Raw genomic sequence first — 24,073 nt, forward strand, 5'->3', positions numbered from 1 at the left:
GAATAGAAATGGACTTAGTAGGTGTTGCCAATCGCTTTGGGTTGGCCTCTTTGGGGAAAATCCCAATGAAAACGGAAGCGTTCGGTCGCTTCCGTTTTATTCTTGGGCAATGGATAAGCGCTGTAGGCTAGAGCTTATAGGCTTCTACGGTTTTGATGGTTGTCCAGTTGCTGTTGGCGTCTTGGATGAACTCTTGTGTATTCTCCAGCCAGCGTTTCTGAACCGATTTGTCTAAGTTCAGATACAACTTTCCATCTTCCACCTTCCAAGCGAGAGGGTCGGTTTCAAACTTCTTACCCATGGCTACTCCAAACGCGCAGTAACCGCCATATTGAGGGGCATAGGCTTCTGGATTGGCTCGAAATTCATCTCTGTTTTCACTGCTCGCAAAGTTATAGATCGCATTCTTATAGGTCGCTGTGAACTCAGATGTGCCTTTTACTGGACCTTCATTGGCAAAGTAAGCGACAGGATCATAGCCTTTAATTGCGAGGTTATTGCTGTCGACACTCATATCAAGGTCTGCTGCCATTAACGAAAAGCTGGTGCCTAGTAACGCGGCCATTAGAGTGATTTTTTGACTGGTCGATTTCATGTGTGACATATCAAGTTCCTTGTCAGTGTTGGTTATCTTGTTTGAAATAATTTAGCCCACTCGTCCGGTCTATAGAGGGACAAAAGAACTAAAAACTAAGCGAATCGTTCGGAGGATGCATGGATCTGCTTTCACAACTAATGGAACACTTCTCGATACGCACTGGCGTTTTCTATTCTGGAAACCTGTGTGGAGTATCGTCATTTAACGCGCAACAAGGTAAAGAGGGCCACCTTCATGTATTGAGCGCGGGGGAGTTGAGCTTGTCTAGCGCTCACACGGAACACAGGCATTTGTCGCAGCCTTGCATTGTTTATTTGCCGAAATGGCGTCACTGGCCGCGATGTCTCGAACTCAGTTTATTGAAGCGTTCAAACGAGAAGTCGGTGAGACGCCGGGAGATTATGTGCAAAAGTGGCGAGTCTCAGTGGCTCAATCCCTGTTATTGCAAAATAAGCCCATCAACTGGGTCGCTGATGAAGTGGGTTACAGCAGCTATTCGGGATTTTCACGCGCTTTTCAGCATGTTGCTGGGGTGTCACCGCGCCTTTGGCTAAAGCAAAATGTATCGTGAAACGCTCGGCAACCTTACCCAAGATATGGCTATTCGCATCGGGCTGGTCTATGTTTTAGCGGAAATTGTGCAGAGTTTGTTCTTTTCTCAAAAGAGGGTCTAAAAAGGTGGACTTTTTAAGCTTGTCGTAACATCCTGCTCGTCCTATTTTATCTAGACACCAATGAGACGAAGTGCCTGCTGGACATTATTCAGCCTCCCGTATCTCATTAAAGTATTAAGGAGTTCAACTTGAACCTATTTGTAAGAGACCTTACCGTTATCGATTCTTCATACATCTGTGAACACAGAGGGGTCGTAGGAGATAGTTGGATTTTAGATGTCACCATGTCTGGTGAACTTAATGAAATGAGCATGGTGCTGGATTTTAGCAAGGTCAAAAAGCAGATCAAACACCTCGTTGATGAGCACGTTGATCACCGTTTGCTACTGCCAATGCAAAGCGCTGCAATTGTTCTTCAAGCGAGCAAAGCGGGCTACTCTAAGGTTGATGTGTTGCGTGGTGACAAGAGTCTTCATTTACATTGCCCTGATGAAGCATATTGCCTGATTGATGCAGAAGCGATCACCATCGAGAGTGTGACCGCACATGTTTATCATATTCTGCGTGATAACCTACCAAGTAACGTCACCGGGTTAGAGATCACCCTTCGTCATGAGAACATTAATGGCGCGTTCTACCACTACACCCATGGTTTGAAAAAGCATGATGGTAATTGCCAACGCATCGCCCATGGTCACCGTTCTCCAGTAGAAATCTTGGTTGATGGTCAGCGTGACGAACAACGCGAACAGGCATTTGCTCAGCGCTGGGAAGACATTTATTTAGGTTCTAAAGAAGACCAAGTTTCAGTTTCATCACTTAACCTGAGTGAACACGCGAAAAGTGTTAATGATGAAAGTCACTATGGCTTTCGCTACACCGCACCTCAAGGCGAATTTGAGCTAGCGATTGCTAAGAGTGAAACAGAAATCTTGCCGACGGATACCACGGTGGAATTACTGGCAGGCTATATTGCGGATCAAGTTGAGCCTAGCCTAACAGAGAGTCAATCACTACAAATCGTTGCTTATGAAGGTGTTGGCAAGGGCGCAATGGCGTTCCGATAATACTTCAACGAGTGACATAGTATCGTTACTGACATGATGAAATAAAGGCAAGATAATCCGTTATCTTGCCTTTATTTTTTGTGGTTCTTTAAAACTGATTTAGCGGATAGTTATAGGTATAAACACTAACGAAGTAGCACGTGTCGCAGTGGCGTTTTCTCGATTCCAGCAACCAACCCGAAGCTCAACAATACGGTGCCAAAAAATACCGTAACGTCTTTGGCCAATTCCGTAATGCCGAAAACTCCACAGACATTGAACAACACGATAATGATCAGCAAATGGCTGACGTAGATACCCAGCATGCGATTTGAAATGGCACGAACCCAAGCGTAGTTACCCATGTTTGGATTAGCCAAAAGCCACATGAACACACCCATCCCCCATAACGCCGTGCCAAACAAGAAATCATTCATATTGAATCCGACGTCGAACGTGGTGAGCCATGCCGCCTCAGCAAAGTGAATCAACATGCCTAACGCTAATAACCCCAACGCTTTAGTTGATGACACCTTCCATTGATTCTGACGAATAAGGAAACCTAAGGTCACCATTAACGTGCCAAAGAACGGGCCATTACGCGTGAAGAAGGGTGCTTCTAACCCGGTTAGCGTTGCGTAGCTGCCCGCTAAAACACCATAAACGTAAAGTACAATGGCCGCTGGTAATAGCAGTTTGTCGAGTTTCATTTCGACTATCAAAGCAATGATCAAAACTGCACATACGAGAGCGGTAATAAACCATAAATGAACCAGACCTCCCTCTAAGAATGAGTTAAGAGGAGTGCTCATTAAGAAACCCCAATAGCCTTCACGTTCACCTAGATAGCCAAACTCTTCTACCTTCGCGAGATTGAATGGCATCACTAAGCAAATGATGCTCCATGCCAACCAAACCTTAAGCAGTGGTTTAGAGTAGTTCAGGACGGTTTCCCATGGCGATGCAGCTAACTTGGGCTGAATAAGGTAACCAGAAATCAGGAAGAACAGAGGTACCGCAAAACGAGCGGCTTGGTTGAGCACATAACCGATCCAAGGCACTTCATCTATTTGCCAATAAGTGAGTGCCATTTGGCCGTGTAAACCAATGATCGCCAAGATAGCAATCACTCGGCCTAACTCGATACTGGCGATGTGTTGTGAAGGCGTATGTTGAACGGAAGACATATCAGATCTCTTAGTAAAATTTTTACGAAATCTAGCAGCCTTTATGCCCAACCAGTTAGTCCTAAATCAAGGCTTATGACCTTTATTTCAGGGCTTGTGTCGGTTTTTTGAAGCCTGTCGCAGCTATATTAAACCCATTGCGGTGAGTGCAAAAATACCTAGTGTGCAAGTGATAAGAGAAACAACGGTCGTGAGCGCGATGATGTTAGCCGCCAGGGTTGAATTTCCTCCCATTGCACGAGCCATAACATAGCTTGCCGCTGCCGTTGGTGCCGCGCTCATCAAGAAGATAAGCCCGAGATCGAGCCCTTCAAACCCTAAGTACCCAGCAGCCAATGTAATCAGTAACGGTGAGGCAATTAACTTGTAGCTAGAGGCGAACCACGTCGACAACTTTTCTTGTTTGAGCGAGCTAATATCCAGCGACCCGCCAGTACAGAGCAGGGCTAAAGGTAATGTCATATTGGCAAAGTATTGCCCAGCGTCAGCCACCATTTTTGGAATAGGAATTGAAAGCGCATAGAAGACGACCGCTAAGAAAATAGCGATGATCAACGGGTTTTTGGTGATGGACTTGACGATTACTTTAATGGCTTTAGCGCCGGTGTCTTTGCCTTTGGGTGTTAGTGCAATCACGGCTTGAATGTTATACAGCACGGTTAGGGATGCGACATAGATAGCCGCCAATGCCACGCCTTGGTTGCCATAGATATTAGCCACATAGGCGAGGCCGATGATCGCGGTATTAGCGCGGAATCCACCTTGGACAATCACACCTTGATCTTTCGAACCTTTGAATACCAACTTGGTCGAGAAAGTCGTGAACAAGAAAAAGATAAAGTTAGCGATGACGCCAAACGCAACTAACGCGCTACTGGCTGAAAAATTGTGATTTGATTGAACAATACTAAGAAATAGCATTGCTGGTAAGGTGACTTGAAATACGACCTTAGATGCGACATCAATGAAATTGTCATTGATCAAGCCGATTCGCTTGAGCATCACACCAAGAAACAGCATTAAACAGATAGGGCCTGTTACTGACGCCGAAAACGCAAACTGTTCCCAAAGTGTGTTCATTCTTTTTCCTTTGTTAGTCGATTTCAATTTCCTTTGAATACTGTCGCATTTTTCCACAATTCTTTGATAATACAAAATGAATACCAAGGGTTAAGTAAAAAACTTGAAAAAAAGTACGAACGTGCTAAAAATAAAGCATCAGATTTATTATTGGTGAATAATGAGCAAAGGAAAGATAACCAAAGAGTATATTTTGAGCCATGCATTTGCACTTGCGAGTGAGAATGGTCTCGAGAGTTTGACGATTGGCGAATTAGCTAAGCAGTGTGGTATGTCTAAGAGTGGCTTGTTTGCGCACTTCAACTCTAAAGAGAACCTGCAACTCTCTGTACTCGAGTATTCCAACGCCATATTCACTGAAAGAGTCATCATTCCCGCAAGAGAGCTGGGAGATGGTGATATTGAAGCGAAATTGAAACAGCTGCTCGACAATTGGTTGGGCTGGAACCATTCATTCCAAGGCAGTTGCATGTTTATTGATGCATGGAAAGATGCGGGCAGTGAAACGTCTGTGATTCAGAAAGCACTGCAGAAAACCATTTCAGTGTGGATTGATTACTTGACGATTCAGGTAGTAAAAGCGGTTGAGAGCAAACAGTTCAGAGCCGATTTAGATCCTAAACAGGCAACCTTTGAGTTATACGGCCTCTACTTGAGTGCGAACTTGTTCTACTCGTTACGAGGCCAACAAGCGAGCCACACCCATTTTTGGAGTGGTGTCGAGCGCTTGGTAGCCAGTTGGAGAGCGGTTTAATACATACAGCAGGTTAACTCGCAAATCATGTGACTTTGCTTAACTAAGGTTTGCAAAAGATTTTAACAGAAGTGGCGGCAAGCAATCATAAACAGCGCTATCGTCATTTTTTATACTAACAAATAGCACGGTCGTTCGATTTTCAGGGCCGAGCTCGATCCGCCAATGATGATGGCGATACAAGGACCGGTCATGAGTGACAAAATCTACTTTAATACATCGAACAAATTCAGCTTCAAGCGCAGCTTAATTGGCGCAACAACCAATCTTCATTACATCCTAGCGCCGAGTCATGCGAAGAAAACCGCACGTAAGTTGCTGCTCACTCCAATGCGTACTGAGCAGAAAAATGCTGATCCCCAAGGGCTTATCAAGAGTGAAATCAAAGGTCGTGATGGCGTTTTAAAAACCTATTCTTTGGGTACGGGGCCTGTTTGGGTGCTGACTCATGGTTGGTCTGGCACCGCGAGTCAGTTTTTCCCTCTGATGGAACATATCGCCGCTAAAGGTTTTACGGCTCTGGCTTATGATCACCCTGCTCATGGTGGCAGTGATGGTGTACATGGTCATATTCCTGCGTTTGTGAACGGCCTTGAAGCGATTCTCGATTCGGTGGGTGAGGTAGCAGGTTTGGTCGGTCACAGTATGGGCACGGCTTCTGCGTTGGAATGTAAGCACGTTAAATTGGAAAACAAGCCATTATTGCTGATTGCACCTGTACTGGATTATCTAGAAAACCTATTTGGCAGCGTTGCGCGTTCTGGCTACTCAATGAAACTGTTCGAGGCGGTAGTTGGAGAAGTCGAAGAGCAGTTTAACTACCCGATTCAGTCTGTTGATCCCTATGGAAAGCTAGCGCTTCGTGAGTCTCAGACGATCATCGTTCATGATGAGCAAGACAAGTTTACTAAGTTTGATGTGTCTCAGCGTGCGGCTAATGAAATGGGTCGCGTTACTTTAATTGCGACTCAAGGACAGGGCCACGGGCGAGTAATGAAGTGCCCACAAGTGTTCGAGAGCTTTGATAACTTAATTGGCTAAGTCTAATACCAATCGTAGTAAATAACTGTTCACCCTAGCTTGTTAAAAATCTCGATAACGTCGTTAGATTTTTTGATTGTAGAATAACTACTTATCGAAACTATTTATTGAAAAGAGCAGCCTTGTTCTCAAGCTTTTTTCCTGCGCTATTTTTTTGAACACTTGCTTACTGTGATTGGTATAACGAGCGCAAGTCAGTAGGACGCCAGTAAAAAGATCGTAAGCTCAAAGCTAAGAAAACAAACATTAAAAAGGCCAACCAGACATTATCTGGTTGGCCTTGCTTTTAGGTGCTTAGTTGGTGTTTAGCTCAATCCTATTTTTAGTTAGCACAGCTTGCTGGGCCGATCTCTTTCCACACGCCCCATTGGCCTGTCGTTGTTGGATCTTCACCGGTTGTCCACCATTTCGCTTCCCAAACCTTACCGCCTTGAGTCACTTGGTCGCCACCAGTGTAAACCGCGCCTGAATCCCAAGCGTTAGTACACGTACCGCCGCCTGTGGTTTTCTTAAGAACTTTCACTGAAGTAGCTGCTACCGATGTCTCTGTGCCATCGCTGACTGTTACAGAGAAGTTCAGCGTTGTATCTTTCGTGTATTCCGCTGCGACAAAGCTCACTGAAGAACCTTGAACCGTTGCATCAATACCAGCAGGTACATCCCATGTGAAGGTCAATGTGTCTTGGTCTGCATCGCTTGAAGCCGAAGCATCAACCACGACTACATCACCCGCATTAACTTCAGCCGGAGCCGTAACCACTGCTACTGGTGCTGTGTTTACTGGGCCTGTATCTTTAGGGCTTACTGTTACAACAACGGTGTCAGTAGAAGTAGCACCTTCGTTGTCCGTTACCGTTAGGCTGAAGGTTAGTGTTTCTTGCTGAGCGACTTCAACAACATCGAAGCTCGCAACCGCAGCATTAGCGTTCGCCAGTGTTACTGCTGTACCGCCGACTTGAGACCAAGCGTAGCTCGCGATTGTACCGTCGCTGTCTTTTGAAGCGCTGCCATCTAGAGAAACAGAAGCTGGGCCTTCAACCGATTGGTCTGTACCTGCAGCTGCCGTTGGTTTGCGGTTTACAGGATCGGTGGTGCCACCTGCTAGACCTTCATGCATTGCATTTAGGATATCGCCGTTATCTGCATCAATTTCCCAAGAGAATAGACCTGCAAGACCAAGACTACGAACGTACGCGCCTTTTGCTTTTACCGAGCGGTCATCATCAAATGTGATTAGCTGACCTGAGGTGCGATTCCAAACGTAAGGCGCTTCTGCCATTTCGTCGTAGCCGTATTCGAAGCCATTGATCCCTTGGTTGTTCGTACCAAGCATGTTCGCCTTAATGCCTTTGTAATCGATAACGCCATCTTCCCATACACCCTGAGCAGAGCTGCCGGTCAGTTTGCCATTACCTACGCCAGTCATTGGGTCGCTCGGATCAGAAAGTGATGAGGGTAATACGCCTTCCCAACCACGACCGTACATCGCTGTACCAACAACAAGCTTGTTGGCTGGAACACCTTGCTCAAGAAGCAGTTGGATGCCGTTGTCTGTGGTGTAAGCTGGGCCTGTGTATGGTTCGCCATTTTCATCAAGCCCAGTGCCATCACATTGACCAGGGCGCATGAAGTTACCGCAGTTCAATGCTGTTTGGTGACCCAATACGTTATTCCAACCGCCGTAGAAGTCATAAGTCATCGCAAAGATGTAATCCATGTATTGGATAGCATCTCCATAGTTCACGTCTTCAATTTTATCGTGGCCAACACCGATGGCTGATGTGAGTTCGTAAGTGCGACCATTTTCAGCTTCTAGCTCATCGAGCATCACGCGTAGTTCTGCCATCAGTGCTATGTAAGCAGGGCCATCGTTCACAGGATCACCAAGATCAGGTGCAGCACCGCCGCCACCAGGGAATTCCCAATCGATATCGACACCGTCGTAGAATTTCCATGTGTTGAGGAATTTCTTAACAGACGCGACGAAGGTGTCACGGTTGGCTTTAGTTGTGAAATCAAAGAACGGGTCAGACAGCGTCCAGCCACCAATCGATGGGATGATCTTCAAATCAGGATTACGCTGTTTGAGCGCCATCATCATTGCGTAGTTACCCTTGATCGGTGAGCTGTATTCGTGTCCCGCTTGAGGGAAGCTTTTCTGGAAAGCCGCCCAAGGGTCATGAATCACCACTTCGTAATCGTTAACACCCTGACAAGCTGTCATGAGTGCGTTGTAGCTGTTACCGCCTACTGATTTAACTGATTCGTTCGGACCACAAATTGGGATGAAGCCATAAAGGATATGGGTCAAGTTATCAGCGGGTAGGTTATCAACGGTGTAATCACGGCCGTAAATACCCCACTCTACAAAGTAAGTACCGACTACCGTATTTGGATCTGTGTTGTATGACTTGTTGTTCGGATCCACATTCATCGCAAGTGGCGCTAAGTGTGAGCCATCGGTATCAGCGATCGTGATTTGAGCAGGTGTGCTCTTGCTACAACCTGTTTCATCACACGCTTCGATTTCCATCTCAAATAAGCCGCCTTGGCCATATTCGAATGAAGCTGTGGTTTGGCTGCCAGTGATTGGGCCGGTGGCCACTTTAACGCCATCAAAGTAGATGTTGTACGTGTTTCCTGACGTTCCGCTCCATTGGTTGAACTTAACGTCGACCTTCGCTTGGTCGTGATATTTCACCATCTGGTTGTAGCCAGAGGTGGTTTCCATCGCGAGTTCAATTTTAGAAAATTGCAGGTTGTTGGAACCGTACATGTCGATGCTAGGTGCTGTTGGAGCAGCTAATGCTGTACCAGATAGCGCTAGAGCAATGCTTGCAGCACAGGTATTTATACGAATCATACTATTTCTCTCATTCCTTGAAGATTACGAGAACCCAATGGCCCCATAAACGGCTCCAATCAGTTTTGAAGGAGCTTCCCAGTCAGTATTCGAGAGAGTTTTAATTTCATAACTGAAAATAAATCCGTTTTCGATGGACAACTAAAAAATTGTATCTTGTTACAATTCTGTTGCTTAATGAATGAGAGGCTGAGTCCATGTTTTATAAAATAAAACATCCTTCAGTAGGAAAATCTCACAAGTGAAAATTCACGACATGAAATTATGAAAAGGTGCGACAAACTATAAGAAAATACTGTGGATTGAAGCTGAATCACAAAGTGAAGTATGTTGAGCGAGCGGGGTCGATCGACGGGTAAACTTGAAGACGAATGCTTATGGCAGTATGGATAAGAGGGTTATCTTTTGAATTGCTCAGCTAAGGAAGCGCGTCGTTGTTGCATGACACTATGGGTATCACCAGTCGCAGTATCTTCGTAGCCTTCTTTAATAAATTGCTGAGATGGTACGCTTGGCTCTAATCGCTTTAAGCGAGGCGAATCGTAAGTACCACTGATGGTGTAAACGGTGGTTCCAGAGCCAGTGTTGATCGTGACGATCTTCCCGTCAAAATCGAATGAGGTAGTGATAAGACGATGATTCATCATCACACCGTTTTCTGAAAGTGTCAGGATGTCGGTGTTGTAAGGTGGCGCCGCAATCTCTATCCATGTGCCATAGACGTTGCTTGGGCTGACCGATTGCTGGTGGGCTTGGTAAGCAAAATAGCCGGCGGTGAGGGCAACCATAAAGCCAGCTAATAGGAAGCCGTAGAGTAACGAGTTGGCAAATAGATCTCTGCTTTTAGTAGTCGGCTTTTTTGCCATTATCTCTTCATTTTTCGACTGATATTGTTTTAGATTCTATTAATTAAAACCTTAGTTTGCAAAAATTGTTCTAAGAGTTAGAAGCAGGATCGAATGTTCTAATAAATGTGGTTGCGTTAGTGGTTTTTAGCCTTGCTCCTCAGTATTTACGCTATCAATGAAAGCGAACTCCAGAAATGCTTAAGCTATGCGTATTTATTTCTTGTAGGAAAGTCTCGAATTGGTTAAAACAATTATCACCTAAATTTACGCATAGGCTTACTCGGTGAGCTCAATAATTGCAATTTGAAGATAACAAGGAAGTACAATGATTAAAGAAAACACATACTTTGAAGGTGGCGTTAAGTCGTTAGCGTTTAACCAGTCTGGTGCTGATGTGAGTGTTGGTGTAATGGCGGCTGGTGAGTACACGTTCGGTACTGCGGCTCCAGAAAAGATGACCGTTGTTAAAGGTGCTTTGATTGTAAAGCGTGTTGGTGATGATGACTGGACGACATACCAATCTGGTGAGTCTTTTGACGTTGCGGGTGACTCTTCATTCGACCTACAGGTAAAAGAAGCGACTGCTTACCTATGTGAGTACTTGTAATCAGGTCTAAATTTGTTCAATCAGGCATCGTTTGTCTCTGATTTAATAGAAAAAAACCACGCTCTAGGAGCGTGGTTAAATAAGTGATAGTAACCGGCAGTGGATAGTGTCACTTGTTTTTGTAGTCATCAAATGGATGACCAAATCGTTGTTCGTTGCAAAGTATCTTCAATCTTCAATCTTCAAAGCTCAACTCAAAGCCAAGACATCAGTAAGTCTCAAACACACCGTTGTTGTAGTCTTGAATTGTTTGTTCAATCTCTTCCATCGAGTTCATGACAAACGGACCATAGTGCACAACAGGTTCATTAATCGGCTGACCAGAAAAAATCAGTACACCTGAATCTTCTAGGCTTTCTAAAGACAACAATTCAGCTTTGGTGAGCAGGGCAAGTTGACTTTGGTTGATGACTTTGTCGCCGATCTTAATACTGCCTCGGTACACATAAGTCATGGCATTGTGATTAACATTAGTCCCTAACGTGACTTTTTGCCCAGAATGAGAGCGCCAATCCGCAACGCTTAATGGCACACCTGTTTTCTGTAATGGACCCTGCGCTCGTAAAGCCTCTGAATCCTTGTCAGTTTGGTTGTGCAGTTCAAACCCTCCGGCAATCACTCTTAACAAACCACTTTGTTCACTTTGATGCTCCGCGATGCTTTCACTTTGGAAATCGTGATACTGAGCTGGCTGCATTTTGTGTGTCGCAGGTTGGTTTATCCAAATCTGAAAACCATGCAGCGCACCTTCTTCCATCATTGGCATTTCGCTGTGAATGACACCACGGCCTGCGGCCATCCATTGAGCGCCACCGCTGCGTAGCTCTCCAACATTCCCCATATGGTCTTTGTGTTGGAAGTGACCTTGGAGCATGTAAGTGAGCGTTTCTATCCCACGGTGAGGATGTGGAGGAAAGCCGCCAACATAGTCTTTGCTTTCATCCGACTTCAGTTCATCAATCATTAAAAATGGAGAGAAACGTGCGTTATTAAAACCTGCGAGTCGTTGGATTTTGACGCCATCACCATCTGAGGTGGCATGTGCTGTAATCAAATGATCTACTGCTCTTACATTCGTCATTTTGAAACCCTCATAAACTTGAATAGCTGTAGTTTATGTAATTTGATTTAAAAAGAAGATGGCACAGCGTTGAGTGACTTATTCGAAAATCTTGAACAGGTAACAATATGAAATTATGTCTATACTCAATAGAGAGTATATCGCCAAGGAGGCCGCTATGGCAGTTCAGCAAAAACATGGCGAAAGGCATGGTCGGATAGGTTTTGATAACGACTTTACAACGGAGCAAAGCCAGCGCTTTACAGAGGTTGCAAACAGCGCAGTTAAACGCCGCGTGAAAAAACGTGAGATAGAAGCGCCGTTTATTCAGTCAGCTAAGCAAGCCGCTTTTAAAACCGTGGTGAGGCGACCTAAAGGGAATAACCCAAACCGAACACGTCAAGTCATATGGATTATTATGATCGGGTTAGTGAGTCTTTGGCTTATGTACCTTGCAGGTTAGCAGCGCCGCTCCGTTATAGGAATGGCTAGCGTTGGCGCGTTTTTAATAGCGTAACATTGTTCCCTTCGATCTTCGCTTCAAAGCAATCTTCAAGTTCAGATGAATCCGGTGCTGAGCTAACAAGGCTCGTTGGTAGTTCTTCTATCAAGGTTGATACTGGGTTGTCGTGATAATAAGCGTATCGGTTTTTCCCTGAATGCTTGGCGACATACATCGCTTTATCAGCACATCTCGTCAGCTCATGTAATTCTTGGGCGTCTTGTGGGTATAAAGCAACCCCAACACTTAGCGTCAATTCCTTGATTCTCTCGTTTGTCTGGCAACCACTTTCGAACAGCCCGCAGATCCTATCTAGAATGCCGTCTAGATCTTTACGAGTTGGCACATCGTAGAGCATCAGAACAAACTCGTCTCCAGCAAAACGCGCGATGGAATAATCGTATTCATGGCTTTTTCTGTCTCTGGTTCGAATGTTGTTGCTCAAGCGATTGGCAAAATGCTGTAAGACACTGTCTCCCACATCGTGCCCGTAGCTGTCGTTAATGCCTTTAAAGTCATCTATATCCAAAAAGACCAATGCCGTAAGTGATCGCTCACTATCCACGGTGGCTAGTTTTTCTGTCGCCCAGCGTTCAAAGCTCCAACGGTTTGCCAAGCCGGTTAACTGATCTCTGTAAGCGAGATCTTCAATGCCTTCTTTATACAGGCGTTGAATATAACTGACGGCTTTTGTGTAGTAATAGGCGGATGTGTGGCACACCAAGCTCATGGTAAATAAGCTAAGGAAAAATCTGTGTGTGCTGTTAAATGGTAAAGAAAAATTGTTGGGCATTGCTGTAATCAAGGTGCTGATGAACAGGCAAAACGAGGTGCTGAAGATTATGCCAATTCTGAAATCATTAATGAAAATGACCGCGGCCAGAATTGGGTAGAGCCAGAGGATGCGATCTGGGATGGCGTGACTGTACAAGAATAGGATGACGCCCTGAACTAGAAGAATACCACTCAGAATCAATTCGGAATACTCAGGATTGATGACTTTTCTTACATATAAAGCGTTAGAAATGGCAATGATGGCGAAGCACAATTCGAATATTGACAGCGTGTAATGCTCGCCTTCGAAGTAAGCCCAAGTATAGAAAATGAATAACGCAGCGGCAGTCAGTGAAAAGGAGTGGACAATTTTTTGCTTGCGGGTGGATCGTATGTCCGCCATTTCTTCTAGGTGCCTGCCGACGAGCCTTTTCATGTGATCTGTGCCAAAGTTTTTGATAATGGTGTTAATAGTAGATTAAATAACAAGCTATGCAGAGGCTTAGATGTCTATTTAGTGTGACTACTATCAAGGTTTCATATGAAAGGCTGTTCAATCAATTCCAAATAGTGATGTATACCACCGATGGTGCTGGTCATCTCTAGAAGATTAGATTTAAGCATCAAACTTGTAACCGTTGTTTGATGTTTATCTACTTGCTTTCCAGAGAGTTACTCCACATAGTTTGTAAACGACCAAAATTAAGAAAGGCTCATTATGTTAATTACCTTTAGTTGTAAAGCTCATGCTAGTGTCACGATGTTTGGTGAAGTCGGCCTCCAGTTCATCAAGATGCTTGGGCATAGCGGCTCCATCCCAGGTGCTATGGATGCTTCAGAGGTTCCTCAAGCTCTGGATAATCTACGTGCTGCTATTGCAGCAGAGCAGAGCAAGTCCGTAGAGCATGAAAATACTGATGACGACAATGAAGAAGAGGTGGTTGAAGCGCCTGTTAATATCGGTAGTCGAGCGTTCCCACTGGTTGAATTATTAAAAGCTGCCATCAAAGATGAATGTGAAGTAATGTGGGAAGACGGTAGCGGCAAGCGACTGTAGTACGATTCACGCGAAACGTAACAAGCCTATTGAATCTATTTTAATCAGAATGAATGCTGAACCAGTATCGGACACACCATGACCATGGAGTTTTATGGTGATGAACCGATACTGGTGTTTTTTTAGTGAAGTAATCCACTCGTTTCTGTTTATTTACAAGGTTCGTCAGCCCTGAAATGAGTGACTTTTGTTATCGTAATATCAATCCATAACAGACCGTAAACAAAGTGATGCTGTTCACGCTTTCTTGACTCCCAATTCTGAACTAAGAATTTTTCCTAGTTATTCTAAGACCCTCTCTCATGCGGTCGATTTTTAGACTCCTTATTATTTCACGGTCAACTAACAAACAATGTATGGCCGCAATTATGCCGTGCAGACCTCACAAAAAATAAGAGAGTTCACAATGTTAAAGTTCCTAGATCAGGTTCGAAAACCGACGCTGGATCTTCCGGTCGAAACTAGAAGAAAAATGTGGTTTAAACCATTCCTACAATCTTACCTCGTCGTGTTCATTGGTTATCTAACCATGTATTTGATCCGTAAGAACTTCAATGTCGCGCAAAACGACATGATTTCTACTTATGGATTATCGATGACGGATCTAGGTCTTATCGGTCTGGGTTTCTCTATCACTTACGGTATCGGTAAAACCGTCGTTTCCTATTATGCCGATGGTAAAAACACCAAGCAGTTCCTGCCATTCATGCTTGTCCTTTCTGGTATCGCTATGTTGGGCTTCAGCTTCAGTATGGGCGGTGGCAGTGCTAGCTTATTCTTGATGGTTGCCTTCTATGCGTTGAGTGGTTTCTTCCAAAGTACCGGCGGTCCTTCAAGCTACTCGACCATCACTAAATGGACGCCTCGTAACAAGCGTGGTTCTTATTTAGGCCTTTGGAATATGTCGCACAACGTGGGTGGCGCAGGTGCCGCTGGTGTTGCTCTGTTCGGTGCTAACTACCTTTTTGATGGCAACGTGATCGGTATGTTCGTGTTCCCATCAATCATTGCGATTGTGGTTGGCTTTATTGGTATGCGCTTTGGTAATGACTCTCCAGAAGCCTATGGTCTAGGTACGGTTGAAGAGTTGTTTGATGAAGAAGTCAGCGAAGAAGATACGGCTGCTGAAGAAAATCAAATGACTAAGAAAGAGATCTTTGTTGAATACATCCTGAAAAACAAAGTGATCTGGTTGCTCTGCTTCGCGAATATCTTCTTATACATTGTTCGTATCGGTATCGATCAATGGTCTACCGTTTATGCGTATCAAGAGCTAGGTCTATCAAAAGAAACCGCGATTTCAGGCTTCACTCTGTTTGAGGTTGGTGCACTGGTCGGTACGTTAATGTGGGGTTATCTGTCAGACCTTGCGAACGGACGCCGTGCTTTGGTTGCTTGTGTATCGCTTGGCCTGATTATCGTTTCGCTAGAGTTCTACCAGCATGCAACCAGTGAGTTCATGTACCTAGCATCACTGTTTGTGCTTGGTTTCCTAGTATTTGGTCCTCAGTTGCTGATTGGTGTTGCTGCAGTAGGTTTCGTGCCTAAGAAAGCAATCAGCGTTGCGGATGGCGTGAAAGGTACATTTGCTTACTTAATTGGTGACAGCTTTGCCAAACTTGGCCTAGGTATGATTGCAGACGGCACACCTATTTTTGGCTTAACGGGTTGGAAAGGCACGTTCGCAGCGCTTGATACGTCAGCTGCCATTTGTATCGTGTTACTGCTATTCGTTGCGGTTGCGGAAGAGAAGAAGATTCGCCACGCTAAGAAAATACACTTAGCGTCTCAAAACGCGTAGCGAGTCTCACGTGCTTTATTGGTTTAAAGCACGTGAGATCATACCAATCGTTAGTTCGATTCAGTATCATCTCTATTAATAAACTTAATTTTAGATAGCTCCTGTTGGGGCTATTTTTCTTTCTTACTCTTAATTTTGGTTAATATCATGATTAATGTTGCGCTTGTTGATGACCACGTCATTGTTCGATCTGGCTTTGCTCAATTACTCAGTCTTGAAGCTGATATTACGGTCGTGGGGGAATTCAACTCTGCGGCAGAAGCGCGCCTAGGATTGCCAAGTTGTCACCCTGATGTCGTGATCTTAGATATCTCAATGCAAGACGAAAGTGGCCTGAGCTTATTGGAAGAGATTCCATCAGGCATTGCCAGTATCATGCTGAGCGTACATGACTCTCCGGCGATGGTTGAGAAGTCATTAGAGTTAGGAGCCAAAGGTTATCTCAGCAAGCGCTGTAGCCCTGATGAGTTAATCCAAGCCGTACACACGAGCGCAAATGGTGGCTGTTATCTCACGCCCGATATCGCCATAAAGCTTGCGACGCCCATGAAGAATAAAGCCTCTTTAAATCAGCTCACCCGCAGAGAAAGCGAAGTGTGTCAGTTATTGGCGACAGGGCTCGATGTAAAATCTATTGCCGTAGAGCTAGGGGTTAGCCATAAAACGGTGCATGTACACCGTGCCAATGCGATGGACAAACTCAATGTTAAGAACAACGTCGAGTTAGCTAAATTGTTCACACAAGACCAGTACTAATGCGTTCCTATCTAGCCACCTCCCTGTGTGGGGTTTTTATGGCTGGCTGTGCATGGTTCTGTTTATGGGTTATTGCCTTCTATTTCATTAATGACCCTGAGTTAGCCATTCTGCTTTTCCCGTTTTCACTTCGATTGGGAATGACGCTGCACACTCGCACTCACTATTGGCCCGCTATCTATATTGCAGAGTGGGGGCTTGCGATTGCTTTAGCTCTGCTACTTGATGAACCTCAATGGCTGACGATACTCATCGCCAGTGGGTTGAGTATTCCTGCCACTCTAATTGCCAAGCGTTATTATTCTGGTGACCAAAATCGTCACTTGTTAGTGATGGCGAGCTTAATCATGGTCACAGCATTTATTAATGTTGCCGTGGTCGGTTCTCATGTACCAGCCGTTTACATGGTGTGGTTAGCGAGTATCACGGGTGGACTGATGCTGGTGCCGATGTGTTATCTGGTCTGGAACTATCTATTCCAAAATAAGTGGGCGCCACTGAGCTCTTATTTAATCAACAATGTTGTTGAGTTCAAAATCCGTCATATTGCTTTATATAGCGTGTTGTTGGTCGCCAGTATTTTGATACAAACCAGTTTGCCTGATGAGCTAAGGCGCTTTGCCCCGTTCTGTATGGCGATCCCTATTATCTTGCTCGCCGTTCGTTACGGATGGCAAGGCGCTCTGCTTGCAACAATGCTAAATAGTGTCGCGTTGATTGCAGCCCACAGCGGAACATCCAAACTCGAAATTACCGACTTACTCTTGTCTCTATCTGCTCAAACCATCACAGGTATACTGCTTGGTTTAGCGGTTCAAAAGCAGAAAGATCTCAACTCCAAATTGCGAAGTGAACTCTCCAGAAATCAAAACCTTTCACGTCAGTTAGTTACCGCTGAAGAGTCGGTTCGTCGTGATATTGCGCGTGAACTGCATGATGAAATCGGCCAAAACATCACGGCAATTCGTACTCAGGCAAGCATTATTAAACGTGTCGACGCGGCTGAGATGAGCGTTCGCTGTGCGGGTACCATTGAATCATTATCTTTGAATGTTTATGACACCACCAAACGTCTACTTACAAAATTAAGACCTAAGATGCTGGACGATCTGGACCTAAAAGATTCCGTGGAACAGCTTATTCGAGAGATGGAGTTTTCGGATCACGGCGTTGATATTCAGTTAAATTGGCAAGGTGATTACTCGTGTTTGAGTGACACGCTTAAGGTCACTATCTTCAGGCTGTGCCAAGAATCTCTAAACAATGCCTCTAAATACGCCAACGCGAGCGAGATCAGAATTGAACTGCTTTTAGGTGACCAGGCTTATCTTCAGATATCAGATAATGGCATTGGTTTTACAGCGCAAGATCTTCTCAAAGGAATGGGTGTTCGCGGTATGCAAGAGCGTGTTCAGGCGCTCGGCGGCAAGATGACAATCAACGCTAATGGCTCATCTTCGGGTACCAATATCAGCGTTACATTACCTAAAGTGTGAGAACGAATATGTTTGGATTTCTGCGCTCAACAACGTCAGAGAGTGATGCTCTAACTGATGATGAGGTCAATCAGAGTTATCGCTATTGGCGCCTTCACATCATGATAGGAATGTATGTCGGCTATGCGGGTTTTTACTTCACTCGTAAAACCTTTAATTACGCCGCGCCTGCAATGATCACCGATCTAGGTTTGGACAAAGGCGATATCGGCTTAATTGGCACGCTCTTTTATCTTTCTTATGGCTTATCGAAATTTATCTCAGGTACGATATCGGATCGGTCGAACCCTCGTTACTTCATGGGGTTGGGCCTAATTGCGACAGGCTTGATCAATATAGCGTTTGGCTTTTCTAGTTCGTTGGCTACGTTTATCTCGCTTTGGGTGCTCAATGCATGGTTTCAAGGATGGGGTTGGCCTTCATGTTCTAAGCTGTTGACGACTTGGTATTCTCGATCGGAAAGAGGGTTTCGTTGGGCTATCTGGAATACGGCGCATAACGTCGGCGGGGCACTAATCCCTATTCTTGTTGGCTATTTGACTCTCCAATACAGTTGGCGAGCTGGGTTTATCTGGCCGGGTGTGATTGGTGTTTTTATCGGTCTTATTGTCTGCTGGCGCTTACGTGACAAGCCCACCACCATGGGACTTCCGACGGTAGGGAAGTGGCGCAGTGATCACCTGGAATTAGCGCAAGAGAGCCATGGGCAAGGGTTAAGCTATCGAGAGATCCTGAAAACCTATGTGTTCAGCAATAAGTACATTTGGTTGCTCGCCTTTAGTTACGTGTTGGTTTACATCGTAAGAACGGCAGTTAACGACTGGGGCAATTTATACCTCACCGAAGAACACGATTACAGTTTGATCAACGCCAACGCTGCCTTGTCTCTGTTCGAGATAGGAGGTTTTGTTGGTTCACTTGTTGCTGGGTGGGGATCGGATAGGTTGTTTGGTGGCAACCGCGGTCCAATGAACATCTTGTTTGCGATTGGCATCTTCCTTTCGGTTTCGGCTTTATGGCTTATGCCTTTAACCAACTTTGTGTTTCAAGCGGCTGGGCTATTCTGCATTGGCTTTTTTGTTTTTGGCCCTCAAATGCTTATTGGCATGGCGGCGGCGGAATGTTCACATAAAGACTCTGCCGGGGCGGCGACAGGTTTTGTTGGCTTGTTTGCTTATATGGGAGCAGCACTTTCTGGTTACCCATTAGCGCTCGTTCTAGAAGCTTACGGCTGGAGTGGGTTCTTCATTACCATCTCGACTTGTGCGGCCGTTATTGGCTTGCTGTTACTGCCTTTCTTACAAGCTCAATCACCTCAGAAAAGTGCAGAAGCTCGCTCTAGCTTTTAAGGAACGATAACAAGATAGTCACTAGTGTTTGTATTCAGATGCTTGTATCGCTGCTGTAACCAGTGCGATACAAGCCGCTATCTTATTTTCGGCGCTTTCTATACGTGATATTCAAATGTGACTATTTTCACGCTTTTCATCGGTCTCACCTGTTTCTAAGAATTTTTCCTATTGCGTCTAAGACCTCATCTCATGTGGGTTCTAGCCGAGCTCTGTAGTCTTTCTAATTATTTACGTTATTAGAAATCAGCTCTCTGAATTGTGTTCAAAGGGCTCACTACGGAAAACGCCATGTCACTCAGCCACCTCTCAGAACACTCATTTTTCCCAATGGAAAACACCATCCAAAATTATGCATGGGGGAGCATTTCTTCGATACGTGAACTGTTTGGCTTTCAGAATGAGTCACAAGAGCCGCAAGCGGAAGTTTGGATGGGAGCGCATCCAAAAGGTTGCTCAATGGTTAAGCTTGACCAGCACTTGGTGCCTCTCTCTGAGCTGATTAACAAGAATAAACCGGCCTATCTATCAAGCGATATTGCGCAGGAGTTTGGTGAGCTGCCGTTCTTGTTTAAGATCTTGGCAGCAGAAAAAGCGTTGTCTGTTCAGGTTCACCCAAACAAGCGCCAAGCAGAGGTTGGCTTTGCAAGAGAGGAGCAAGCAGGAATCCCTCTGACTGCAGGACATCGTAATTACAAAGACTCTAACCACAAACCTGAATTGGTTTACGCGATCACTGAATATCAAGCAATGAATGGCTTTCGAGAATTCGATGAAATATTAGGGTTGTTCAGAAAGTTGAATTCGAGCGAGCTGGCTGGTTTAGTTGAAGAGTTTGGCAACCACCTTGATTCTCTAGGTTTAGAGGCGTTTTTCCGTGATTTATTAACTCTGGACGACCAACGTAAACACCGAGCATTAGAGCAACTTCTGGCTTACGCAGCCGCTCACCAAGGTCAATCTGAGTTTGCTTTGGTTATTGAGCTTAGTCATCAGTATCCAAACGATATTGGTCTATTTTGTGTTCTGCTTCTTAACTTGATCACATTGAACCCGGGTGAAGCGATGTATTTGAATGCGAATACTCCGCATGCTTACATTAAGGGAACTGGGCTCGAGATCATGGCAAATTCAGACAACGTTTTGCGAGCAGGTTTAACGCCAAAGCACATTGATGTCGCCGAGTTGGTTGCCTGTACAGAGTTCAAACCGATCCCGTTTGAACGCTTGTTGTTAGCGCCCTCAAAACTGGGTCAATGTGATAGTTATGATATTCCTGTCAGTGATTTTGATTTCAATATCTTTCATCGCCCTCAGCAAGAAGAAGTGATCACAAGCGGTGCTGAAATTTTAATGGCGATAGATGATGATTTAACGTTAATGAGTCAGAAAGGTGAACACCTGACACTCACCAAAGGGCAATCGGTATTTATCCCAGCCTATATTGGCCATTACGAATTGAGCAGTAACGGCCGAGTGGCCAGAGCGTTTAATTAAGGGAATAGCTGTCGTCTAACATTAGAAAGCTTTCGGGCTTTGGGTATGCGGTAAAGTCGTAGAGATATTAGTAAGAATGAACATTTCATAACAATAAGAGCTCTTCGAATCAGAAAACAAACGTTTTCATAGGTTGACTAATAAATGCAAACTGAAACAATAAGTCGCATTTATAGAAGTGTGTTGATCTAAAGGAAATTTGATGAGCTCTTATTCTCACGTTCGCAGTTACGCCAGTTTATTCAGTGTCTTATCGTTGGCGGTTGCGTCAGCTCCGAGTGCCGCTGATATATCAACAACGCCCGTCATTGGTGGCGTGTTTAGCTCCAGTGAAGTGTTGAAAAATCAGGTGCTTTCAAGCTTAAGTTATTCTGCCAAACTCACTCGCGATGCGGCACTTTTCACCATTGGTGGCGTTACATTAGATGCGTATATTCTCGCTCTCCCTTTAGATGTCAAAACAAAAGCCAGAGTCGTTGCTCAGTTATCTAACCCGACGTACTCAATTCCTTTGGGTTATTTTCTCTATAGTTATTACGACCGCTATTCGGGCTTGGGCAGTGAAGATGTGTTCAAATCTTACTTGTCGACAGTTTATGATAAGCAGGCGCTAAAGGGCTTTGAACATAGCCTCTATCATGTTGGAGATAAGCCAACCTCAGAGCATCACGAGCCAGATACCTCGACTGAAGCAACGGGACATCATGAAGGTATTCGTATCGATGAACAGTTCATTGCCAACATGGTGGTTATCTACGATGCGTTATTCGAAATCGGTGTTTGGCAGGATATGGACACGCTCCCTGCGAATTACACATACTTAACCAATAGCCCTGAAGATCTAGCGATCATCGCTCAGATTCAACCGATCATCGTTGATTTGATCGGTAAAGCGGCACTGGGAATGGATGACGGCGACATGAAGTCTGCAATGTTGGCGATTGCAGAAGATGGTAAACCAGAAAACGCTGATAAGCCGAACAACAAAGCACAAGCTCTTACTATCACTCTCATTGATTTTGTGCGCTTAAACTTGCTTAAAGCTTACCGACAGTTTGTGTTTAAAGAAGAACGTGCAGAAGCGCTCGATGATTGGATGCAGCAAGCGTTCAGTGACCAGCCTGATGCGCTCATTCAATTCTTAGAATCCCAACAGCACAAGCGCTTTGCGGTCCAAGTGACTGTCGATGGTTTACAGCAGGGGTTGATCGAAGGCTTGGTCGATGAAGATTCATCTTTCATTTCTGTTGCTTACCAAAATCATAAAAGCCGAGCGCAATACAAACCTAAGCTAGAAACGGTGATTGAGCCTGAGCATCAACAACAGGTGAGGTTCATGGAGGTTCTTTCTGAACAAACCTACCGTGATCCGAATTATCTTCCGTTCTTCAAAAAACTTTATCAAGAGAATCGAAATAATATAAGCCGAGTGGGTATCTCTTCTACTCCGACGATCAGCGTACGTAATCTACCGATCATCAAAACGGGCGCAAAAGTGTCTGGTAACGGTGGTACGGGTATCCCTAATTTCCACTTTGTCGACCGAGAGATCGACCGAGCGTATTACTTCTTTGGTAATGATGCCCTGCAGTTGGATGTATTGATGGCAAACAACAAGGTTCAGACCATGTTTGATCGCCTTGATTACCTCAAAACGCTGAACTGCAACGCTCAATATGATTGGAATGCTCACACCACTTACGACGGGCTAGTAAACCTAGGTTTGGGTGAGTCACTGCGTGATTATGGTGAGAAACGCTGCGTGAAAGAGCTTCAAGAACGTTCAGAAGTCGAAGTGGTTTTGCAAGAAAAGCGTCAAGCCTTGATTGAAGATATTGAAGCGTATCAGTCTATATCTGGCTTTGATTTTTTCACTAAGTTTTCAAAGAGAGCTCAGGTTAAACAGTCGATCACTCAGTTTGCCGAGTTAGATGGGAAAGGGATGCCAGACTACACCTTGGTGTATAACCCATGGCCGGATCACTTCGCGCACTTTACCGGCCCTTTTAGTGACGAAATTCTGATGCCGACTGGAGAGCTTAACCGACTGGACTATTGGATTCGCCAGATTGAAGCGACCTACCGCAGTGCCGGCGTTTACGATAAAACGCTATGGGGCATGGTTGGGGATCATGGTTTAACGCCGGTGTTCTACGCGCTCAATCCCGAAAAGCAGGTATTTGAAGGCTTACAAGCAGAGCTAGAGTATCCAATTGTGGTTAAGAAGATATCTTCAGACGAGGGGGAGGGGCCTAAAATCACCAATGCGCTAAGCTACCCAAGCTCGAAGGAATTGGATGTGGTGGTTGCCTCGACGGCTGGTGGTAACTTCATGATGGATTTCTTTAATTCGGCTCAAGGGTGGCAGGTTCAGCCTGTTTACCAAGAACTCACGCAGTGGTCTCCGATTGCAGCGTCAGCTGGTCAGAATATCGACATCATTAATCAGATAGCGCAACGCTTGCCTGAAAGTCTTGATTATATGGTCGTAAGAGAAAGCACATGTGATCAACAACGTTGCGCTGTTCGTGTGATTGGCAATCGTGATTTAAAACGGGTCGATGAATTGATCACACGTGAAGGTGACAAGCTTTTCTATGAGTCATTGGAAGACAATCGAGCGCCGATTTTGCTCAATACGCAAAGGTTAAATCCATACCTAGCATCGCCAAGCGAAGCTGATTTTTCACAATATTCTCAATTGGTCGACAAGTGTATTAACCGAGCGGTTAAAGCGGATGTGACAACGTGGTGTAGCAGTGCTGAGTGGACTTCATTAACGCAACCCACACCTCGACCAGATTCAGTGAATCAACTGGCTAATATCTACCTTGAAGATAGGGCTGGCACGGTTAACTTGTTCCCTAAAGCGGGAATTGGCTACAACACCAAGGTGCCAGGGCGTCATGCTGGTGAGGATTACTTAGAGAAAGATGCCTTCATCGGATTCTGGGGAGCGCCAATTGGCGATAACTCTCAGCAATTGAAAATCGAAGCTAACGGATCTTTAGCGCCAACGCTGTTTGAGTATTTGACCGGAGAACCTGTGGTCGAAGGCGAGAACGGTTGGGGTTTTCCGTCGTTGATTGAGAAATTAGATATTTCAAGCGCGCGCTAAAGTAAACGCTCTCTACCTACTCGCT

General features: G+C 45.0%; 20 protein-coding genes and 1 pseudogene. 14 read left to right on the forward strand and 7 right to left on the reverse strand.

Features of this window, described 5'->3' with window-relative positions; genetic code table 11:
* Nucleotides 1-8 precede the first annotated feature (8 nt).
* A complete protein-coding gene (locus LMH68_RS17185; protein WP_017061529.1) occupies nt 9-131 on the forward strand; it encodes a hypothetical protein in 123 nt (40 codons plus the stop codon).
* On the opposite strand, the gene LMH68_RS17190 is transcribed toward LMH68_RS17185, so the two are convergent.
* Complete coding sequence (locus LMH68_RS17190; protein ID WP_017067245.1) at nt 128-604, reverse strand: YHS domain-containing (seleno)protein; 477 nt, start codon at nt 602-604, stop codon at nt 128-130. The two genes, LMH68_RS17185 and LMH68_RS17190, sit on opposite strands and share 4 nt — an antisense overlap.
* A gap of 110 nt (nt 605-714) precedes the next feature.
* Between LMH68_RS17190 and LMH68_RS17195 the strand changes: the two are divergent.
* A pseudogene (locus LMH68_RS17195) lies at nt 715-1,169 on the forward strand (helix-turn-helix domain-containing protein).
* A 231-nt stretch (nt 1,170-1,400) separates the two neighbouring features.
* Nucleotides 1,401-2,279 (forward strand): 6-pyruvoyl trahydropterin synthase family protein, encoded by an 879-nt coding sequence (locus LMH68_RS17200; protein WP_017094221.1) that lies wholly within the window; start codon nt 1,401-1,403, stop codon nt 2,277-2,279.
* Between the two features lie 125 nt (nt 2,280-2,404).
* On the opposite strand, the gene LMH68_RS17205 is transcribed toward LMH68_RS17200, so the two are convergent.
* Nucleotides 2,405-3,445 (reverse strand): acyltransferase, encoded by a 1,041-nt coding sequence (locus tag LMH68_RS17205; protein WP_229647866.1) that lies wholly within the window; start codon nt 3,443-3,445, stop codon nt 2,405-2,407.
* 123 nt (nt 3,446-3,568) lie between these two features.
* Entirely contained in the window at nt 3,569-4,525 is a 957-nt protein-coding gene (locus LMH68_RS17210; protein ID WP_017077041.1) for an AEC family transporter, read from the reverse strand.
* A 160-nt stretch (nt 4,526-4,685) separates the two neighbouring features.
* On the opposite strand from LMH68_RS17210, the gene LMH68_RS17215 reads away from it, so the two are divergent.
* On the forward strand, nt 4,686-5,279 hold the full coding sequence (locus LMH68_RS17215; RefSeq protein WP_229647869.1) for a TetR/AcrR family transcriptional regulator: 594 nt from the start codon (nt 4,686-4,688) through the stop codon (nt 5,277-5,279).
* Between the two features lie 192 nt (nt 5,280-5,471).
* Nucleotides 5,472-6,320, forward strand: coding sequence for an alpha/beta hydrolase (locus LMH68_RS17220; RefSeq protein WP_017065066.1), 849 nt, complete (start codon nt 5,472-5,474; stop codon nt 6,318-6,320).
* Nucleotides 6,321-6,642: 322 nt separating this feature from the next.
* Here the strand turns inward: LMH68_RS17220 and LMH68_RS17225 are convergent, their stop codons facing one another.
* Nucleotides 6,643-9,183 (reverse strand): glycosyl hydrolase family 18 protein, encoded by a 2,541-nt coding sequence (locus LMH68_RS17225; RefSeq protein ID WP_229647870.1) that lies wholly within the window; start codon nt 9,181-9,183, stop codon nt 6,643-6,645.
* 398 nt (nt 9,184-9,581) lie between these two features.
* Entirely contained in the window at nt 9,582-10,049 is a 468-nt protein-coding gene (locus LMH68_RS17230) for a DUF2850 domain-containing protein (protein WP_229647871.1), read from the reverse strand.
* Between the two features lie 307 nt (nt 10,050-10,356).
* On the opposite strand from LMH68_RS17230, the gene LMH68_RS17235 reads away from it, so the two are divergent.
* Nucleotides 10,357-10,638: a pyrimidine/purine nucleoside phosphorylase gene (locus LMH68_RS17235; protein WP_017057600.1), complete on the forward strand. Its 282-nt coding sequence runs from the start codon at nt 10,357-10,359 to the stop codon at nt 10,636-10,638.
* Nucleotides 10,639-10,846: 208 nt separating this feature from the next.
* Here the strand turns inward: LMH68_RS17235 and LMH68_RS17240 are convergent, their stop codons facing one another.
* A complete protein-coding gene (locus LMH68_RS17240; protein ID WP_102321387.1) occupies nt 10,847-11,719 on the reverse strand; it encodes a pirin family protein in 873 nt (290 codons plus the stop codon).
* A gap of 157 nt (nt 11,720-11,876) precedes the next feature.
* Here LMH68_RS17240 and LMH68_RS17245 point away from each other — a divergent pair, with 157 nt between their 5' ends.
* Nucleotides 11,877-12,161 (forward strand): hypothetical protein, encoded by a 285-nt coding sequence (locus LMH68_RS17245; RefSeq protein WP_017061541.1) that lies wholly within the window; start codon nt 11,877-11,879, stop codon nt 12,159-12,161.
* Between the two features lie 25 nt (nt 12,162-12,186).
* Here LMH68_RS17245 and LMH68_RS17250 read toward each other — a convergent pair whose 3' ends face one another.
* Nucleotides 12,187-13,377 (reverse strand): GGDEF domain-containing protein, encoded by a 1,191-nt coding sequence (locus LMH68_RS17250; RefSeq protein ID WP_136977864.1) that lies wholly within the window; start codon nt 13,375-13,377, stop codon nt 12,187-12,189.
* Nucleotides 13,378-13,692: 315 nt separating this feature from the next.
* On the opposite strand from LMH68_RS17250, the gene LMH68_RS17255 reads away from it, so the two are divergent.
* From LMH68_RS17255 to LMH68_RS17285, 7 genes are all read left to right on the forward strand, one after another.
* The gene (locus LMH68_RS17255) at nt 13,693-14,031 is read left to right on the forward strand and encodes a DUF1840 domain-containing protein (RefSeq protein ID WP_017061543.1); all 339 of its coding nucleotides are present in this window, start codon (nt 13,693-13,695) and stop codon (nt 14,029-14,031) included.
* A 406-nt stretch (nt 14,032-14,437) separates the two neighbouring features.
* Nucleotides 14,438-15,832, forward strand: coding sequence for a hexose-6-phosphate:phosphate antiporter (gene uhpT / locus LMH68_RS17260; RefSeq protein ID WP_017061544.1), 1,395 nt, complete (start codon nt 14,438-14,440; stop codon nt 15,830-15,832).
* A gap of 147 nt (nt 15,833-15,979) precedes the next feature.
* Nucleotides 15,980-16,588: a transcriptional regulator UhpA gene (gene uhpA, locus LMH68_RS17265; RefSeq protein WP_017061545.1), complete on the forward strand. Its 609-nt coding sequence runs from the start codon at nt 15,980-15,982 to the stop codon at nt 16,586-16,588.
* Between the two features lie 38 nt (nt 16,589-16,626).
* Nucleotides 16,627-18,084 carry a signal transduction histidine-protein kinase/phosphatase UhpB gene (uhpB, locus tag LMH68_RS17270; RefSeq protein WP_017072384.1) on the forward strand — a complete coding sequence of 486 codons (1,458 nt, stop codon included), beginning with the start codon at nt 16,627-16,629 and terminating at the stop codon, nt 18,082-18,084.
* 8 nt (nt 18,085-18,092) lie between these two features.
* Nucleotides 18,093-19,433 carry an MFS transporter gene (locus LMH68_RS17275; RefSeq protein ID WP_229647872.1) on the forward strand — a complete coding sequence of 447 codons (1,341 nt, stop codon included), beginning with the start codon at nt 18,093-18,095 and terminating at the stop codon, nt 19,431-19,433.
* A gap of 291 nt (nt 19,434-19,724) precedes the next feature.
* Nucleotides 19,725-20,930: a mannose-6-phosphate isomerase, class I gene (gene manA, locus LMH68_RS17280; RefSeq protein ID WP_229647873.1), complete on the forward strand. Its 1,206-nt coding sequence runs from the start codon at nt 19,725-19,727 to the stop codon at nt 20,928-20,930.
* A 202-nt stretch (nt 20,931-21,132) separates the two neighbouring features.
* Nucleotides 21,133-24,048 (forward strand): alkaline phosphatase family protein, encoded by a 2,916-nt coding sequence (locus LMH68_RS17285; protein WP_229647874.1) that lies wholly within the window; start codon nt 21,133-21,135, stop codon nt 24,046-24,048.
* Nucleotides 24,049-24,073 lie beyond the last annotated feature (25 nt).

Source organism: Vibrio sp. F13 (genome assembly GCF_020806305.2).
Lineage (GTDB): Bacteria > Pseudomonadota > Gammaproteobacteria > Enterobacterales > Vibrionaceae > Vibrio > Vibrio crassostreae_C.